Source organism: Clostridium sp. NkU-1 (assembly GCA_001312405.1).
Map to the genome: position 1 here is coordinate 1 of BBDR01000017.1, position 16,443 is coordinate 16,443.

General features: G+C 46.6%; 20 protein-coding genes and 2 pseudogenes. 1 reads left to right on the plus strand and 21 read right to left on the minus strand.

Annotated features, from left to right (window positions below; all coding sequences use genetic code 11):
* Nucleotides 1–686 (plus strand): ATP-binding cassette domain-containing protein (locus JCM10519_RS19935; protein WP_347844887.1); only part of this gene is annotated, 686 nt, incomplete at its 5' end.
* Between the two features lie 95 nt (nucleotides 687–781).
* Here the strand turns inward: JCM10519_RS19935 and JCM10519_RS19940 are convergent.
* The 21 genes and pseudogenes from JCM10519_RS19940 to JCM10519_RS20005 form a co-directional block, all read right to left on the minus strand.
* Nucleotides 782–1,573: a response regulator gene (locus JCM10519_RS19940; protein WP_054741367.1), complete on the minus strand. Its 792-nt coding sequence runs from the start codon at nucleotides 1,571–1,573 to the stop codon at nucleotides 782–784.
* A gap of 69 nt (nucleotides 1,574–1,642) precedes the next feature.
* Nucleotides 1,643–3,289 (minus strand): histidine kinase, encoded by a 1,647-nt coding sequence (locus JCM10519_RS19945; RefSeq protein ID WP_347844888.1) that lies wholly within the window; start codon nucleotides 3,287–3,289, stop codon nucleotides 1,643–1,645.
* Between the two features lie 219 nt (nucleotides 3,290–3,508).
* A pseudogene (locus JCM10519_RS19950) lies at nucleotides 3,509–5,172 on the minus strand (iron ABC transporter permease).
* Nucleotides 5,169–6,269, minus strand: a complete 1,101-nt coding sequence (locus JCM10519_RS19955; protein ID WP_054741369.1) for an ATP-binding cassette domain-containing protein — start codon at nucleotides 6,267–6,269, stop codon at nucleotides 5,169–5,171. The pseudogene JCM10519_RS19950 and the gene JCM10519_RS19955 overlap by 4 nt, the downstream one beginning before the upstream one ends.
* Before the next feature lie 97 nt (nucleotides 6,270–6,366).
* Nucleotides 6,367–7,455, minus strand: a complete 1,089-nt coding sequence (locus tag JCM10519_RS19960) for an extracellular solute-binding protein (protein WP_054741371.1) — start codon at nucleotides 7,453–7,455, stop codon at nucleotides 6,367–6,369.
* A gap of 281 nt (nucleotides 7,456–7,736) precedes the next feature.
* Nucleotides 7,737–8,345 (minus strand): ABC transporter permease subunit, encoded by a 609-nt coding sequence (locus JCM10519_RS19965; protein WP_347844889.1) that lies wholly within the window; start codon nucleotides 8,343–8,345, stop codon nucleotides 7,737–7,739.
* A 127-nt stretch (nucleotides 8,346–8,472) separates the two neighbouring features.
* Nucleotides 8,473–8,604 carry a hypothetical protein gene (locus tag JCM10519_RS32240; RefSeq protein WP_347844890.1) on the minus strand — a complete coding sequence of 44 codons (132 nt, stop codon included), beginning with the start codon at nucleotides 8,602–8,604 and terminating at the stop codon, nucleotides 8,473–8,475.
* Between the two features lie 10 nt (nucleotides 8,605–8,614).
* Nucleotides 8,615–9,211 (minus strand): ATP-binding cassette domain-containing protein, encoded by a 597-nt coding sequence (locus tag JCM10519_RS19970; RefSeq protein ID WP_054741373.1) that lies wholly within the window; start codon nucleotides 9,209–9,211, stop codon nucleotides 8,615–8,617.
* A 27-nt stretch (nucleotides 9,212–9,238) separates the two neighbouring features.
* Entirely contained in the window at nucleotides 9,239–10,207 is a 969-nt protein-coding gene (locus JCM10519_RS19975; RefSeq protein WP_054741376.1) for a MetQ/NlpA family ABC transporter substrate-binding protein, read from the minus strand.
* 34 nt (nucleotides 10,208–10,241) lie between these two features.
* Entirely contained in the window at nucleotides 10,242–10,565 is a 324-nt protein-coding gene (locus tag JCM10519_RS32245; RefSeq protein ID WP_347844891.1) for a UbiX family flavin prenyltransferase, read from the minus strand.
* 8 nt (nucleotides 10,566–10,573) lie between these two features.
* The gene (locus JCM10519_RS32250) at nucleotides 10,574–10,852 is read right to left on the minus strand and encodes a flavoprotein (RefSeq protein WP_347844892.1); all 279 of its coding nucleotides are present in this window, start codon (nucleotides 10,850–10,852) and stop codon (nucleotides 10,574–10,576) included.
* Nucleotides 10,852–11,730, minus strand: coding sequence for a UbiA-like polyprenyltransferase (locus JCM10519_RS19985; RefSeq protein ID WP_054741378.1), 879 nt, complete (start codon nucleotides 11,728–11,730; stop codon nucleotides 10,852–10,854). The genes JCM10519_RS32250 and JCM10519_RS19985 overlap by 1 nt, the downstream gene beginning before the upstream one ends.
* Complete coding sequence (locus tag JCM10519_RS32255) at nucleotides 11,699–11,980, minus strand: hypothetical protein (protein WP_347844893.1); 282 nt, start codon at nucleotides 11,978–11,980, stop codon at nucleotides 11,699–11,701. Before JCM10519_RS32255 ends, JCM10519_RS19985 begins: the two co-directional genes overlap by 32 nt.
* Nucleotides 11,886–12,248 (minus strand): hypothetical protein, encoded by a 363-nt coding sequence (locus JCM10519_RS32260; RefSeq protein WP_347844894.1) that lies wholly within the window; start codon nucleotides 12,246–12,248, stop codon nucleotides 11,886–11,888. The genes JCM10519_RS32255 and JCM10519_RS32260 overlap by 95 nt, the downstream gene beginning before the upstream one ends.
* A gap of 149 nt (nucleotides 12,249–12,397) precedes the next feature.
* Nucleotides 12,398–12,754 (minus strand): UbiD family decarboxylase domain-containing protein, encoded by a 357-nt coding sequence (locus tag JCM10519_RS32265; protein ID WP_347844895.1) that lies wholly within the window; start codon nucleotides 12,752–12,754, stop codon nucleotides 12,398–12,400.
* A complete protein-coding gene (locus tag JCM10519_RS32270; RefSeq protein WP_347844896.1) occupies nucleotides 12,714–13,391 on the minus strand; it encodes a UbiD family decarboxylase domain-containing protein in 678 nt (225 codons plus the stop codon). The genes JCM10519_RS32265 and JCM10519_RS32270 overlap by 41 nt, the downstream gene beginning before the upstream one ends.
* A gap of 41 nt (nucleotides 13,392–13,432) precedes the next feature.
* Entirely contained in the window at nucleotides 13,433–13,795 is a 363-nt protein-coding gene (locus JCM10519_RS32275) for an FAD:protein FMN transferase (protein WP_347844965.1), read from the minus strand.
* Nucleotides 13,741–14,373 (minus strand): FAD:protein FMN transferase, encoded by a 633-nt coding sequence (locus JCM10519_RS32280; protein WP_347844897.1) that lies wholly within the window; start codon nucleotides 14,371–14,373, stop codon nucleotides 13,741–13,743. Before JCM10519_RS32280 ends, JCM10519_RS32275 begins: the two co-directional genes overlap by 55 nt.
* Nucleotides 14,374–14,791: 418 nt before the next feature.
* Nucleotides 14,792–15,571 carry a hypothetical protein gene (locus JCM10519_RS20000; protein WP_347844898.1) on the minus strand — a complete coding sequence of 260 codons (780 nt, stop codon included), beginning with the start codon at nucleotides 15,569–15,571 and terminating at the stop codon, nucleotides 14,792–14,794.
* A gap of 322 nt (nucleotides 15,572–15,893) precedes the next feature.
* Nucleotides 15,894–16,328, minus strand: a pseudogene (locus JCM10519_RS32285) (polyprenyl synthetase family protein); the annotation flags it as partial.
* The gene (locus JCM10519_RS20005; protein WP_347844899.1) at nucleotides 16,246–16,443 is read right to left on the minus strand and encodes a polyprenyl synthetase family protein; all 198 of its coding nucleotides are present in this window, start codon (nucleotides 16,441–16,443) and stop codon (nucleotides 16,246–16,248) included. The pseudogene JCM10519_RS32285 and the gene JCM10519_RS20005, both read right to left, overlap by 83 nt.

The following is a 16,443-nucleotide window of genomic DNA, read 5'->3' on the forward strand; positions in this document are numbered from 1 at the left end:
AGGAAGATATTCCGGTAATGAAGAATATTAACCTGACCATTAAGAAAGGGCAGACGGTGGCTTTGGTTGGGACAACAGGTGTAGGCAAAAGCACCATAGCAAACCTGATCAACCGGTTTTATGACCCTCAGGAAGGAGCTGTCTTCATTGACGGAGTTGATATCCGGGATGTGACGCTTTCCAGTTTAAGGGATAATATCTCTATGGTGTTACAGGATACATTCCTTTTTAATGGAACCGTGTATGAGAATATTGTATACGGATGGAAAGATGCGAAAAGAGAAGATGTCATTGCGGCGGCAAAGGCAGCAAATGCCCACGATTTCATTGAAAAGATGGAAAACGGATATGATACGTTTATCGGGGAACGGGGCGTGTTACTGTCAGGAGGACAAAGGCAGAGAATTGCCATTGCCCGCGCGATTTTAAGAGATTCTCCAATCCTGATCCTGGATGAGGCAACCTCTGCTTTGGATACAAAAACAGAAAAGGAAATACAGGCGGCGTTGAATGAGATTTCAAAAGAGCGCACGACCATAATGATTGCACACAGGCTTTCTACTACCCGTGAGGCTGATTTGATTGTAGTGCTAGATGGGACCGGTATTGCAGAGATGGGTACTCATGACGAGCTGATTGCGAAGGGAGGAATTTTTGCCCGTCTGCATGGAGCTCAGGCATCGTAGGCAATAAAAAACAAAGTCATTACCGGTTTTATGTTTTTAAGTAAAACGGACCACGGAAGAACTTTCCATGGTCCGTTTTACGATAGAAACAGCAGCTATTTCCCATCCCCCATCTCCATAAATTTAGCCGGAGAGCAGCCAATATACTTTTTAAACACCTTAATAAAATACTTATATTCAGAAAATCCCACCATCTCCGCAATTTCATAAACCTTATACTGATCTGATTTTAAAAGCTCCACAGCCTTCTGCATCCGGTAACGGTTCAAAAAGTCGTTGAAGGTGTAGCCGGTCTCGCTTTTGAATTTCGTATTTAGGTAGGTACAGGAAAGGTTATATTCTTCACTTAAATCGGTTAAGGAAAGGCGGGAAGAATAATGCTCTTCAATGTACTTTACCATGGCGCTTACGTATTTATTTTTGAAAGTGACGGTTTCAGAAATATCTGTTTCTAAAATACCCAGCTTTTTCTTTTCCATATGGATTTGCCGGATATATCCCTTCATCCGTGTATTCGCTTCCAGCTTTTCGGTTATCTTATGAATCGCATCATAAAGCTCTGTAAAATCCACAGGTTTTAACAGGTATTCTGTAACGTCAAGGCGAATGGCCTTTTTGGCAAATTCAAATTCACTGTATCCTGACACGATAATGGCTTCATAGCCGTATTCTTTTATGCTTTCTTCCAGCATCTGCAGACCGTTCATGATGGGCATGTTGATATCTACGATTACAATGTCGGGCTCATTGTCCTTGATCTTTTGAATTCCATCGACTCCGTCTATGGCTTCGCCTACGACCACGCAGTTAAGCTCCTGCCAATTTACCATGAACATCAGACCTTTTCTGATGATATCTTCGTCTTCTACAAGTAAAACCTTATACATAATAATCCTCCATATCTGCCGGCATGGTAACGGTGACCCGTGTGCCGGAACCTGGCTGGCTTTCGATTGTCAGGCCATATCCGGGACCATATAACAGCCGGACAACACGATGGGAATTATAAAGACCAATATGATCCTTATATTCATCCTCCGACTCCAGTCCGGTCCGCAGACTGGCAAGCGTTCTCCATCAATTCCGCTTCCGTCATCCTCCACACACAGCTCCAGCAGATCATCATGCACACGTCCGGTGATGGTAATGGAGATGGAGTGGGTATTTTTCATGCCGTGAACCAGGGAATTCTCCACAACCGGCTGAAGCAGCAGCTTGGGAATCCGGTATTCCAGCAGTTCCTCGGGAATATCAATATGATATTTTAAACGACGGTTATAGCGCATTTTTTGTAACAGGAGATAATCATTGATATATTCAATATCCGTTCTGAGGGAGACAATGGTGCTGCCATAATAGATGCTGTAGCGCATGAGGCTGGCGAAGGACTGAACCATATCAGAAGCTTTTGCTGCATCGATCATAATTTCATACCGGAGGGTCTCCATAACATTGAAGATAAAATGAGGGTTAAATTGTTCTTCTAATTGTTTGATTTCCATGGTCCGCTTTCGCTCGGACAGTTCACTGTTATAAGTAAGCAGTTCTTCCCGCTGCATTACCATGTGGCGGTATGCATCGTCCAGCTTCTGGAATTCATCAAATACCTGAGAACGGAGCTGATAGTCCATATTGCCTTTTCCCATCTGTTCGATGGATTTCTGGAGTTCATTGATGGCCAGCAGGTTTTTCTGGGTGATGTGTTCAGTTACAGGCAGGGAAATGATCACCAGAAGGATTCCTACGGTAAGCATGAATATAAAGCCGTAAAACAGTAAATTCTTCTGATATTCAATGAAAACCAGTGTATATAGGATCAGAGAACTCCTGGGAAGTGAACTTTTTTGAATGTGATAATGTTTTCCATTGACCTTTACCACATTTCCTTCCTGCCAGTCCATCCGATATTTTCCGGAAGGGTATTTGTCCATGGGGTCGGTCTGCTGGCGGCTGATAGAAAAGATAAGATTATCATACCGGTCCGTGATGATAACATCATCCAGAGGATATTTGTGGATGATCTCATAAAGATAGGAATCAAACAGGTCAAAAAACAGATAGCCGGCAAGTGTGCCGTCCTTTACCACGGCTTTGCCAAGAATTAAATCACCTGCCTGCCCATGGGCATAGTTTAACCGGCTTGGCAGTGTGAAAATCTTTTCGGGCTGTTCCTGCATCTGGCTGGTCATGCGGTGAAAGATATCACTTTCCAGGAAAATCTCCTGATTGCCGGCAAACAGATTGCTGCTGACGATGCGTTCACTCTGGTCTAAGAGTACAAAGGATGACCGGATTGTCTGGGCATTGGTAAAGTCATAAAGAAGCCGGTTATTTGCAGTGATGGCGGCAGAGTCTGGACTGTCCAGCGCGGTCAGCAGATCCGGACTTTGGGAAAGCTCTGCCAGTCCCTGCTGATAGAGCAGGAGCTGCTGATTTAGGATGGCGGACAGCTGAATATGATTATTTTTGTTGGTACCGGAGATAATCCACTTTACATTGATGAATAGGAATAAAAGCACCAGCACAAATAAGAGTGAGATGATGGAAAGAGCATATTTGATGAAGGATTTTTTTATGTAGTGTTTGTATTGGTTGCTTTTCATAAAGGGGGCCTCCGAATGTATATATGGTTAATAGCCAAGGTGGTTTAGAGCGTGTGGTTATAGTTATTATACCATAAGTCCGCAGTGCAGCTCATAAAACCTGCGGTTTTATGAGCTAACGGGCGTTCGCCCTATGAAATAAGTCATAAAAGGATTTTCTTATGTGCAGGCACAACGAAAATCCTTTTATGACTTATTTCGCACTGCTCATTGCTTTCGCTAAATGCTGATATCATTGCTCCCCGTTAGTTTGAAGAACAAAAGCAGCGATAGAATACTGGTCAGAGTTAAGATGGTTGAATAAGCAGCAGCATTGCCAAAGTTACTTCTAATGACCTCCGCATAAATAGCTACGGTCAGTGTCTGGGTCTTGCTGGTATAGAGGATGATAGAAGAACTCAGTTCACTGATTAAGGTGATCCAGCTCATAATGGCGCCGGATAATACACCGGACATCATCATGGGAACTGTAATTTTTGCAAATGATTTTGTCTCTGAACAGCCAAGACTGATGGCAGCTTCCTCCACACTGGGCTGATCTGTCCGATTATGGCAGTACTGGAACGGATGGTGTAGGGCATACGCCGGATGGCCAGTGAGATGATGATAATGAGGGCAGTACCGCTGAGGAGAAAGGGTTTTGTGTTAAATGCATATAAAAATGAGATACCCAGTACAGAGCCTGGTATGATGTATGGGAACATGGTGACCGTATCAAGGATATTGGTCAAAAATGATTTTTTTCGTACAGTCAGGTAGGAGATCAATATCCCCAGCACCACAACCACAGCGATGGCACACAGCCCGAATAAATAAGTGTTGAGAATTGCACCGTTGTTATTCTTTGAAAACAGTGTGTTCCGGTAGTTATCAAGAGAGAATCCGCCGGTGTATACGCTTCCTCCTCCGGTAGCCAGGAAGGAAGTGAAGATAACGGTTAGCTGCGGAAGGATGGCCATTAAGACAACCAGGTATACGAACAGGTGGGATAATACATTTTTAAAACCAGTGCAGTTTTCTGCTTCCATAGGTTTCAATGCGGTCATGGAGTAGGTATAGCGGTTTCCAAGATAACGCTGGAAGAAGAATAACAGCAGGGTGATGCCGATAATAATGACACAGAGTGCGGCAGCAAAATGGTCATCGGTATTGACCTCGCCCATAAACTGGCTGTACATCAAAACCGGAAATGTCTTATAACCTTCACCGATCAGCATAGGAGTACCAAAGTCGGAGAACACTCTCATAAATACCAGCAAGGAGCTGGCAAGCATGGTGGGCATGACCAGTGGCACGATTACTTGCAGCACTCTCTGCAGGGCACTGCATCCCAGGCTTTCAGCGGCTTCATTTAAGGAGTTATCCAGGTTTTTAAGAGCACCTGAGATATACATATAAACCAGTGGAAAGGATTGCAGAGAGAAGACCAGAACAATTCCTGCAAATCCATAAATGCCATTTAACTTTACATGAAACAGATTGTTTAAGATCTTGGTGATAAAGCCATTGCGCCCCAGTAACTGGATCCAGGCATAAGCTCCGATAAACGGCGGAGAAAGATAGGACATGACGATCAGGATATTTAAATACTTACTTCCCCTGATTCGTACACTCCGCAGAACATATGCCATGACCAGACCCAGAGCAGCCGCCAGCAGGGTGGAAACAATGGTGACTTTAAAACTGTTTACCAGAGTGCTCCAGTAATATTTTCTGGCAAAGAATTTACCGAAATATGCAAGACTGAAGGTGCCATCCTCGGAGAGCACGCTCTTATATAATATCAGAATTAAGGGGTAGACTACGAAGATGAGAAAGAGGGCCAGAATCCCCAGTGCCATAGCTATCCAGATATTGAACTTCTTTTCGCCGGCATATCTCATACCTGATCCCTCCTGACTACAAGATTTCTATTTCCGTCTTCGGTGTAAATGTTGATCTTTTGAGGCTGCACAGCAAGACGGATAGGAGAACCATCCGGAATGATATCCCAGATATCGGAATTCTGGATGACTTCGATTTCCTGACCGTCTGCCAGGGTAACAAAATAATGGGTGGTAATGCCAAGGAATACACTGCTTTTTACTGTGGCAGGGATGCCGGCACCATCTGCCTGGTTGATGATGAATTCTTCGGGGCGGATGGATACCTTGATATTCTGTCCGTCTTTCACTTCCTGGTTTAAATGATTCATAGGCACGGTATAATCCTGAATCTGAATGAAAGTCTCACCGTTCTTAACCGATGCTTTACCGGACAGGATATTGGATAAGCCGATAAAGGTGGATACAAATAAGTTTGCGGGACGCTGATAGATGTTCTTAGGCGTATCGATCTGTTGGATGACACCGCCGTTCATGACTGCGATCCGGTCTGATACGGCCAGAGCCTCCTCCTGGTCATGAGTTACATAAACGGTGGTGATGCCTATCTGCTGCTGAATCCGTTTAATCGCATTTCTCATCTCCACACGAAGCTTGGCATCCAGGTTTGACAGCGGCTCATCCATCAGGAGGACTTCGGGATGGATGACGATTGCCCGTGCCAAGGCCACACGCTGCTGCTGACCGCCTGACAGCTTGGCAGGCATACGATTTTTTAAATGGTCGATTTTTACGACTTTCAGGATTTCCTCTACCTGGGCCTCCATTTGTGATGCAGGTATTTTTCTGTTTTTCAGTCCAAAGGCCACATTATCTTTAACTGTCATGTGAGGGAAAATAGCATAGTTCTGGAAGACCATGCCCATGTTTCGTTTGTTGGTGGGGATGTTGTTGATTACTTTCTGGTCTACCTTGATTTCACCGCCCTCGATGCTGTTAAAGCCGATGATCATCCGAAGCAGGGTTGTCTTGCCGCAGCCGGATGGGCCCAGGAGGGTGAAGAATTCCCCGGGATTAATATCCAGTGATAATCCATTGATAATGGTATCTTTTCCAAATCGTTTTACTGCATTTTCTATACTGATTGCTACTCCCATAGTTTATTTCTCCTGGTATATTCCATATTTTTTGGTACAAAAAGACTGCCCCTGACTGAGTCCCAGGCAGTCTTTTGTTTTTGATTGATGCAGTTTATTAATCCATGGAGGTTTCCATGTGCTCACTGAACCGATTGGTGATTTCCAATTTATGCTCTGCGACCCATCCCTCATCATAGTTATCAAATAATTTAATCTCGCTTTGAGGCTTCATATAATCAGCCAGAGTGGCGTCTTTCCTTAGAGGTCTTACGGTCAGTGTGGAACCGACTGCATTCTGGATCTTCTCAGACAGCATGTAATCTACAAATTTCTTTGCGTTTTCCGGATGCTTGCAGTCTTTTAGAATCTGTACGGATTCACCGGGGAAGATGGCTCCTTCTACCGGGAATACAACTTCTACTGCAGCACCTTCCTTGACATAGTTGGCAGCAGGATCTTCCCAGGTCAGACCGACTACGTATTCGCCTTCAGCCACGCCTTTATATACCTGGCTGGAGCTGTTGCTCATCTTGCCGTCTAAATTGGCGATGAACTTGTCTACATAGGCCCATGCTTCGTCTGAAAGAGGATCGCCGTCTTTACCCATGCCGTAGAGCATCGCCAGCAATGACTGGAATGCGGAACTGGAGTTCACGGGATCGCCAAATGCGATTTTTCCTTTTAATTCCGGATTTAATAAATCTTCGAATCCATCGATCTTCATATCGCCTTTTAAGTCTTTGTTTACGATCATAACAGTAGGATCTGCAAATGCAGGGGTAAAGTAACCGGTGGTATTTTTAAATGCATCGATCATGTTGCCATCTTCGGATGATACATATTCCATGAATAAGTCTTTTGATGCGGATAACATGGTCTGGTCAGCGACCCAGAAGATATCCCCAAGAGGATTGGCTTTTTCTGACTGAGCTCTCTTTAAAAGCTCTCCGGTGCCGGCGACTACCACCTCCACTTTAATGCCGGTGTCCTTTTCAAATTCCGGAATCACGGCATTGTTTAAGGATTCCCCGCGGGCGGTATAGACTACCAAAACAGGTTCTTCCTCCCCTGGTGCCTGACTGACGGCTTCGGTTTTCCCGGTATCTGCCGGGGCTTTGTTATCGGCCTGTTTCCCGGAGCTGCAGCCGGTGGCTGCCAGTGCCATGGCTAATAAGACTGCTGATATTTTTGCTGTTTTCTTCATGTGATTCTCTCCTCCCTGTTGGTGTTTCACTGGTTTATCTGATAGTTTCATTTTAGCTGTGGCAACCGGAAATGTAAATCCGACAATATCACACAAAGGTGTAAAATACACAACATATGTAAGACGATGATGGAACAGGAGGAAAAGGAGCGGAAAACAGGGCAGGAAAAAAGCCTCAGGATATGGGAATATCCTGAGGCAAATTTAAGTGGCTGATAATATGGTTATGAGCAAGTAGTGAAGGGGATTGGGAATATCCGCTTGACTTATACCCCAGGCGTCTATCTCGTACCCTTGCACAACGCCCACTGAATCCCATCCAATATCCAGAACAATGCTGCTCCTACCACCGACATGATAACAATGCCGCCGTACATCTGAATATAGTTAATCCTGGACCATGAATCCAGGATGTAGTAGCCCATTCCCCAACGGGTTCCATAAGCTTCTACAATTAAAAGGATGGCTAAGGAGGTTCCTGTCCCGACCCGGATGCTGGTAAACAGCTCCGGCAGTACTGCCGGCAGGGTGATGTCCTTTAGGATACTTCCTTTATGGGCACCGGCGCTTTTGGCCACAGAATAAATGCCCTGGTCGATATGCTCCGCCGCATCGCGGACAGCGACAATGATCTGGAATACCGTGGTCAGGACGATGATAAGAATTTTAGAGCCATTGCCAAGCCCTAAAAGCAGCATACAGACCGGAAGCAGCGCTGTTTTGGGTACCGGGTAGGAAAAGTACACCAGAGGGTGAAGGAGGTGGTTTGCGGTGGCAGATGAGGCCATGACAATTCCCACAGGAATGCCGATGAGAAGGGCAATGGATAAACCTGCCGCCACACGGCCTAAGCTGGCTCCTATATGAAGCCAAAGACTGGCCTTTGCCACCTGGCTGAATTTAGCGTATACAGTAAGTGGTCCAGGAAGCACCGGGGTGGATAAAATGGCGGCAAGAAGGAGCCAAAAAAAATTTACAAGTAAAAAAACCTTTTAAAAAAGACCCACATTTTTTTTCTCATATCTCATCCGCCTTAATGATATTTTCCGTGATCTGCTGTTCCAGTAACCGATAGGCCGGTTCTGAAGGACGCTTGACGCCCTGCCATGGGTTTTCGCTGAAAAAATCAAAGGAGCCGCCCCGCTTCATAACTGCGATCCTATGGGCAAGATAAAGAGCGTCTTCCACCCGGTGGGTGACAATGACTGTGGTAGGCTTTTTTTTCCTTCCAGACCCGCAGGAACAGCTCCCTTGCCGCCAAGGATGCTGCAATATCCAGGGCAGCAAATGGCTCGTCCATCAAAAGCAGTTCCGGATTCATAAGAAACGCCCTTGCGAGAGCCACACGCTGTGCCTGTCCGCCGCTTAATGTGCCTGGATAACGGTCTAAAAGTCCGTCAATCCCCAGTTCTTTACACAGGCTGGTAAGATGCTCTTCCATGTTACTTGTATTACCCCGGATTTTGGCCGTAAACAGGCAGTTTTCCTTTACTGTCTTCCAGGGCAGGAGCCCGTAATTCTGTGGGATCAGCCCGATAGAGCAGGATTTGGGGTCAAGCCCGGTTCCATCCAGGGTGATGGAGCCTGTATAGGGCAGAATACCTGCCAGGGCGTGAACCATGGTGGATTTTCCGCAGCCGGAGGGACCTGCCACAGCCAGAACCGTTCCGGTTTCCAGCTGCCAGGACATCTGGTCAATTGCCCTATGTGTTCCGCCTTTCCCATATGTGACAGAGATATCTTTTACGTTCAGCATCTGGCTCCCTCCGATCTTCTTAAGTTTCTATTTCAATTCTCCAATCAGCTGATCAGGCTTTAAATCCGGGCTGCATAATTCCTTCTTAGCTGCCCATTCCACAGCCGCCTGCAGGTCAGCCGTCTTTGGCAGTTCATTTTTCCGGTATACAGGCAGCTTAATATTTCCGGCCAGCTCCTCAGGATAGCCAGCCGCCTTGATGACCGTGGCTTCATACTCGTTTAAAGGAGTATTGTTAAGATAATCAACGGCCTCATCGTATGCCTGATACATTTTTTTAATCGTATCGGACTTTTCCTCAATGGAGTTCTTTGTAAATGCAGATACAGCAGGATACAGCCCGTCGGTGTTGGCGCTTCCCAGGACTACCGCACCATCCTTAATTGCAAGGGTGGAGAATGGCTCCGGCAGAAGGACCAGATCCACTTTGCCGTTACGCAGCATTTCAAGCCTGTCAGGGATCCGCGGCACTACCTGTTTGTCTAAATATGTATCCTCCAGCCCGGCATTATTTAAAATATAATCCAGAGAATACTCAATCAGGGTGTTCTCAGAGATTGCAATGCTTTTTCCAGCTGCGTCCTCCAGAGAAGTGATTCCCGTATCCTTTCCTGCAAGAAGTACATAATCCCCGTCCGTACATCCGGCGGCCTTCACGTCAAGCCCGGCATTCTGATACATGCACAGGCCGATGAAGTCAGTAAATACCCCGTCTAATTTCCCTGCCTGAAGGGCCGCATCCCGGTCTTTTGCAGAAGAGAACACCTGCATATCCAACTGGATTCCGTACTTCTTATCAAGTCCCTGTTCGGTGATAATAGTAAGGGGGACGATATCAGAGGAATACATAACTCCCAAATGAACGGTAGTGTCAACCGGAGTCTTTGCCTTGCCGGCGCATCCTCCCAGGATAACCGCCGCCGTACAGCCCAGTAATGCCATAAGAATTCCTGGGCGGCATAATAAATTTTTAGTATTATTTCCTGATTTTTTCATAGATTCTCCTTTTGCTTTTTATTCGCCTTATTATTTATTCTTCTTCTTTCCATCTGGCGTACCGGTGATTTTCCACTCCCAGGCAATCCAGTACCCGTCCGGCCATAAAATCCGCCATGTCATCAAGACATTTTGGTTTCTGGTAGAAGGCCGGCATGGCAGGAACAATAAATGCTCCGCACTCTGCCAGAGCCAGCATATTTTTCAAATGAATCTGGGACAGGGGCGTTTCCCTGGGCATCAATACCAGAGGACGCCGCTGCTTTAACGCCACATCGGCAGCCCGGGTAATTAAATCCGGTGTAATTCCTGCCGCAATATGGGCCAGCTTTGACATGGAGCATGGGGCTATGATCATTCCGTCCGTCAGATGGGAACCGCTGGCAGCCGCAGAAAACAGATCCTTGTTATCTTCCAGGATAAGCTGACCGGTAAAACGTTTCTTAAAATCAGCGATCCATTCCCCTGCCTCCCGGCCGTTTCGTAAGCCACAACCTTTTCCCCTGTTCCCGTCAGAATGAGCCGTACCCTGGCTCCGCCTTCAAGCAGGGCTTCCACTGTCCGAAGACCGTAAATGCTGCCGCTTGCGCCTGTAATTCCAACTACATATTGTTTCATAGTCTGCTTTATTCCCTTTCCATTCATTATAAGTACACATCCAGAGTACCGAAGATCAGAAGCACGACGCTGGTGATCTGGCTGATGCTGTATGATGCAATATTGACATTTTCCAGACGATCCGGTGATACCATCCAGTGCTGAATCACCATGAGGACCGCGATGATTGCCAGGCCTGTTCCGTAAAGCACTCCAAACTGGGGATAGAGCAGCACTCCGGCAATGCACAGGCAAAGCAGTGCAGCACAATGGAACAGAGTGCTGATCCACAATCCGCCTTTTACGCCAAATTGCACCGGAATGGAGTGGAGGCCGTTTGCCTTATCAAATTCATAATCCTGAGAGCCGTATATAATATCAAATCCTGCGGTCCAGAGGCAGTTGGCAGCGCCAAAGAAAAGCGGTATCAGGGAAAACTTCCCCGTTACCGCCAGCCAGGCCCCTACGGGAGCACAGGCACATGTAATACCCAGAACCAGATGGCATGTCCAGGTGAATCGTTTTGTGTAGGAGTAGATAGTCATCAGAAACAGAGCCAGGGGGGACAGGATGAGACATAGCAGGTTTAAACGGGAGGCGCTGAACACCATAACCAGAAAGCAGACAGCCACCAGGATTAAGGTTTCCTTTTTTCCAATCTGTCCCTGGGGAATCTGGCGGCTTGCTGTTCTTGGGTTTTTTGCGTCGATCCTGGCATCCACCACCCGGTTTAAGGCGTTGGCGCCTGTTCTGGCACTTAAAAAGGCAAGAGCAGCCCAGAATACCACCTTTGGATCCGGCCTGCCGCCGGAAACAGCCAGCAGGGCTACTGCGGCAAAGGCCAGGGAAAAGATGGTATGGCTGAACATGACCAGTTTTCCGTATTCATTTAATTTATTTACTATTTTTCCAGTGATCGATCCCATAAGTACTCCATTTCGCTGATACCTTGTTTTTGATTTCATCTGTCATCACAATATCCTCCGGCCAGGGACGGGAAAGCCCTTCCTCCAGACGCTTTCTTGTGGCATCAAAAGCCACCCGCCTGTCCGAACTAAACATATCTCTGGTGACGTCAATATTATTGAATACCCGCCACATGACTGTGGAATGATCCGACGGGTCCACATCCTCGTCCACAACTAAAATAAGGGAAGCCTTTTTTTCTTCCAGCATGGCAAGGGCTTTTTGCCTGCCGTCCCATGCTGTTCCTTGCGGATTGCCACGATCTCAAGCGATCCCCCGGTAAAGGTTCTTTTCCTCTGCTGGTGGCGTCTATGCCAAGCCGTCCTCCATACAAAGGATAATCAGAAGAGTGATCCAGAGCATCTAACGGTCCTTTGCTCACCACAAAATCTTCCTCCGGATGGGCATAACGCAGAACTTCCTGCCAGACAGCTTTTGAATCACTTGGATCTATGGTTTCATCGACTGCCACGATCATCTTGCAGTTCTCATCTGTCCCATACCCCAGATGGCGTTCATGACGGTTCTGGCAGCTCCCGGATAAGCCGGCTTCACCGATATCACTGCGCAGTTATGGAAGACTCCCTCAAAGCAGATGAATGTCCCGCAGCTCGGGAATCATCATTTTTAATATGGGAAGGAAGATGCGCTCCGTGGCTTTTGCCATATAGCAGTCTTCATGGGAGGCTTTCCTACCACTGTGGCAGGATAGACAGGATGCTTTTTGCGGGTAATGGTTGTAACATGAAATTTGGGATACCAGTCCGCCAGGGAATAATATCCGGTATGGTCTCCGAAAGGTCCTTCCCAGACCAGCTCTTCCTGTGGATCCACATAGCCTTCCAGTACAAATTCCGCATCCTCAGGTACATAGAGGTCGTTGGTAATACATTTCACCATTTTTACCGGTCTTTTTTTGAGGAATCCAGCCAGCATCATCTCATCAAGCTTCGGCGGAAGGGGGGCTGTGGAAGCGTAGGTCACGGCCGGATCGCATCCAAGTGCAACGGATACTGGCATTGGACAGCCTTTTTTTCCTGTATGCTTCGTAAATACCGGCTCCGTCTTTATGCTTTTGCCAGTGCATGGCCGTTGTCCTGGAATCCAGCACCTGCATCCGGTACATGCCCATGTTCTGAAGCTTTGTATCCGGATATTTTGTAAAGACAAGGGGAAGTGTAAAGAAAGGTCCTCCGTCAAGAGGCCAGCAATGCAGTACCGGAAGCTTCCCAAGGTCAGGATCTCTCTCTATTACCTGCTGGCAGCCGGGCTTCCTTATATGAAACCGGCTTCGGATAGGAAAGCAGCACAACAGGCGCAGAAGCTTTGGAGCAAAGGAGAACAGCTTTAAAAATGATGAGTAATTTCCAAAATCCAGATAAGCTCCGATCTCTGCTGCGATATCATCTAAGTTATCCGCCCCAAGAGAAAGAGCCATCCGTCTGTCCGTACCAAAGGCGTTCATCAGTACCGGATAGGGAGAGCCCTCTACATGTTCAAACAGAATTGCTTTGTTGTTTAAATCTTCCGCCTTGCAGATCCTGTCTGTAATCTCCGTTATTTCCAGGAGAGGGGATACTTTCGACCTTACCCGGATCAGTTCCCCTCTCTCTTCTAACATATGAATAAAATCCTGTAGTCCTCGATACGACATATTGCCTCCTAACGGTCATTGCTGCGGTAAGCTTCGTAGCCGCTGCTGGTTTTGATGCTGCTGTCAGGGAGGACCCACATTGCCTCCACATCCTCCATGCCTTCAACCAGGGCCAGTCCTTTTTCATAGGGCAAATTGAATATGGCGGTAGAAAGGGCATCTGCCCAGCCGGAATCTCTGCACACAATGGAGACCGCCCGAAAGTATGCTGAAGGCATCAATGTGTCAGGGTTGATAATATGATGATATCTCATCCCGTCCACTATGTAATACCTTTCATAATCACCGCTGCTGACGAGAGAATAACCGTCTAAATTCAAAGTATCAATGGCCTTTTTATCACTGTCAAGATCCGGGTTTTGGATATCCAGCTTCCAAGCTTTCCGTCTGCCCGTATTCCGATGGCACGGATATTGCCCCCTACACTGAGAAGGACATGATCAATCCCCCTGGCTTCCAGTGATCTTGCAACCTGCTCCGTGGCATAGCCTTTTGCAATGGCTCCCACGTCCAGACGCATATCAGGATCTTCCAGATATACGGTGGAGGCTTCTTCATCTATAAGGACCTTTGAAAAATCCGTATGAAGGGCTGCCTCTTTCAGCTGATCCATAGGCGGGACCTCTGCGGTCTCCGGGTTTTCTATTCCCTTTGTACGATAATCGTGCCAGATGGATAAGACGCTTCCCATGGCTGCATTTACCTTGCCGTCTGTTTGTTCATAAGCTTCTCCAGCCAGCTTCAGCATATCAATGATCTTCTGATCCACTTTTACCGGATTTTTCCCTGCATTATCATTGATGGTCTTAATATTGGCAATGCCTTCATAGTCATTGTAAATATCATATAACTGGTGGTAAATCTCCAGCTCATCGTGAACATCTGTGGCGATTTGGGTAAATTCCTCTTTATTTTTTTGAATATCCGACGATCTGGGTAACGGTATCAAAGAGATTTAAAAATTCAGCATGAAATCTTTGTTCCTTTTTAGCGCCTATGGCGGCGGTATTAACCGCCGCATAGTAAGCGCTGCCAGAGTTCCGGCAATTATAATAACTGTTAGTACTTTTTTATTTTGCATTTGCTTCTGCCTTGGAGATGCCCTCTTGGAAGTCGCCAATACCAACGGTTACGCTGGCCTTTAAGTCGGCATCAGTAGGTGCACCTTCTGTTTCATCAATTGCAAGACTGGTGATCTCACTGGCTGTCTTGCCAACTGCATAAGCTGCGAAGCTGGCAGCCTGCTCATTCCACTCTTTGCCAATACCGGAAGCTTTTTTTCATGCCATAAGCATCGCCTAACTGATCCTTGGTCTTGAAATCAGTGGACTTTAAGTCGCTGGTGATCTTACCGGAAGCGTCGAAGTTTACGTTGACTGAGAAGCGTCAAGTACACAGCTTGTGATTTTTCCGTCTGCGTCAAAGCTTGCAATGGTATAGGTAGAATAAGCCTGTGCTACGCCGTCAGCATCTGCTGCTGCGTCTTTGGACTTGCTGATGCCTGTAACGATACCATAGCCCAGCTTGTCGCCTGCCTGTGCGCCTGCGCTCTTGGCATTTGCTGCAGCCTGCTCAACAACATTGATAAAGTCTCCGATATGAACGGTAATGGTAGCCTTTAAGTCTGCATCATCTGCAATACCATCAGCAGAAACGGCAATTCCCTTTACTTCGTCAGCGGTTTTTCCGATTACGTACTGGGCAAAGCCTGCAGCCTGCTCATTCCACTCTTTGCTGATAGCGGAAGCCTTTTTCATGCCGTATTTTTCTCCCAGCTCATTCTTGGATTCAACAACTGTACCAAGATCTGTAAGCAGTTTTCCTTCTTTGGAGAAATTCACTTTGGTCTGAACGGAATCGATTTTACAATCTACGATTTTGCCGCTGCCATCTACCAATACGGCTGCGAACATGGTATCAACTTCTGCAAGTCCATCTTTTTCTCCTGCATCTGTGGATTTGCCGATGGAAGAAATTACTGCATAACCGGTAGATAAGGCGCCTTCTGCTGCCTCACCCTTTGCGGCTTCTGTAGTCTCTGCCTGTGCGGTAGTTTCGGCAGTTGTTGCTGCCTCTGTCGGTGCAGCGGTAGTTGGGGTCTGCTGTAAATTGGATGAACATCCTGCCAGGATAGATGCTGCTGCCATAAGGCCACAGCCTAAAGCTAAAACACGTTTTTTTCATAGAAATTACTCCTCCTTCGATTGCTTTATATTGTATTATTTTTTTAATACCATAATAAGATTTATCCACCACGGTCATGATCCTGGCCTTCTTGGCTTCGGATAAATTAAGGCTTCCGATGGTGTTTACAGCTTTTGCATAGTATCTGCCGGCTATTGTCTTAGTATAAGCAGTTCCCCCAGCTTCTAAAACCCTGTCATAGAGTTCCTTAGCGGTAACAAGGCCGTTTTTAACTTGTTTTAAAAAGTTCTCATCCTGTTTCATGGCATGGATGAGAGGAAGAGTGACAACTCCTTCTTCATAATCAGACCGGACGTTCTTCTTTGCATCACTTTCATCCATTTCATAATCAATGCAGTCGTCCATAAGCTGAAAAATCATGCCTACGTCGTTGCCGACCTTCCGGTACATACGAAGATTTTTCTTATCCTTTGTAGACAGCGCAGCACCTCCGAGAAAGGAGGCTTCAAAAAGTGCCGCCGTCTTTCCTTTGATGATGCTTAAATATCGGTAAACTGATAAGTCCAGGTTTCCATTGTTAATTTCCTGTCTCAGTTCACCCATGCAGATCCGGCATAAGTAATTGGGCATATCCAGGGCTTCGTATTCGCTTTTTTTAGGAATGGAAGCCGCCAGCTTAAGCGCCAGGGACAAGAGATAATCTCCGCATATGACCGCTGCCTTTTTTTCCAAATCGCTTTTGAAGTGTTTCGATTCCACGCCTTGTATCAGCGTCATCAATCACATCATCATGGACCAGGGTGGCCAGATGCAGCAGTTCCACTGCTGATGCCAGGGCAATGGCTTCAGCAGGGACCTTATCCTCTCCATCCAT

Bases quoted from the DNA above. Each gene is read 5' to 3' on its own strand.
- JCM10519_RS19970 (WP_054741373.1), bottom strand. From the start codon at position 9,211: ATGCTGAACGTAAAAGATATCTCTGTCACATATGGGAAAGGCGGAACA.
- JCM10519_RS19960 (WP_054741371.1), bottom strand. From the start codon at position 7,455: ATGAAGAAAACAGCAAAAATATCAGCAGTCTTATTAGCCATGGCACTG.
- JCM10519_RS32270 (WP_347844896.1), bottom strand. From the start codon at position 13,391: ATGTTAGAAGAGAGAGGGGAACTGATCCGGGTAAGGTCGAAAGTATCC.
- JCM10519_RS32255 (WP_347844893.1), bottom strand. From the start codon at position 11,980: ATGCTGGAAGAAAAAAAGGCTTCCCTTATTTTAGTTGTGGACGAGGAT.
- JCM10519_RS20000 (WP_347844898.1), bottom strand. From the start codon at position 15,571: ATGGCAGCAGCATCTATCCTGGCAGGATGTTCATCCAATTTACAGCAG.
- JCM10519_RS19945 (WP_347844888.1), bottom strand. From the start codon at position 3,289: ATGAAAAGCAACCAATACAAACACTACATAAAAAAATCCTTCATCAAA.
- JCM10519_RS32250 (WP_347844892.1), bottom strand. From the start codon at position 10,852: ATGAATGGAAAGGGAATAAAGCAGACTATGAAACAATATGTAGTTGGA.
- JCM10519_RS19985 (WP_054741378.1), bottom strand. From the start codon at position 11,730: ATGGGATCGATCACTGGAAAAATAGTAAATAAATTAAATGAATACGGA.
- JCM10519_RS32240 (WP_347844890.1), bottom strand. From the start codon at position 8,604: ATGAAGCGGGGCGGCTCCTTTGATTTTTTCAGCGAAAACCCATGGCAG.
- JCM10519_RS20005 (WP_347844899.1), bottom strand. From the start codon at position 16,443: ATGGATGGAGAGGATAAGGTCCCTGCTGAAGCCATTGCCCTGGCATCA.
- JCM10519_RS19975 (WP_054741376.1), bottom strand. From the start codon at position 10,207: ATGAAAAAATCAGGAAATAATACTAAAAATTTATTATGCCGCCCAGGA.
- JCM10519_RS19955 (WP_054741369.1), bottom strand. From the start codon at position 6,269: ATGGGAGTAGCAATCAGTATAGAAAATGCAGTAAAACGATTTGGAAAA.
- JCM10519_RS32245 (WP_347844891.1), bottom strand. From the start codon at position 10,565: ATGATCATAGCCCCATGCTCCATGTCAAAGCTGGCCCATATTGCGGCA.
- JCM10519_RS32260 (WP_347844894.1), bottom strand. From the start codon at position 12,248: ATGATCGTGGCAGTCGATGAAACCATAGATCCAAGTGATTCAAAAGCT.
- JCM10519_RS19940 (WP_054741367.1), bottom strand. From the start codon at position 1,573: ATGTATAAGGTTTTACTTGTAGAAGACGAAGATATCATCAGAAAAGGT.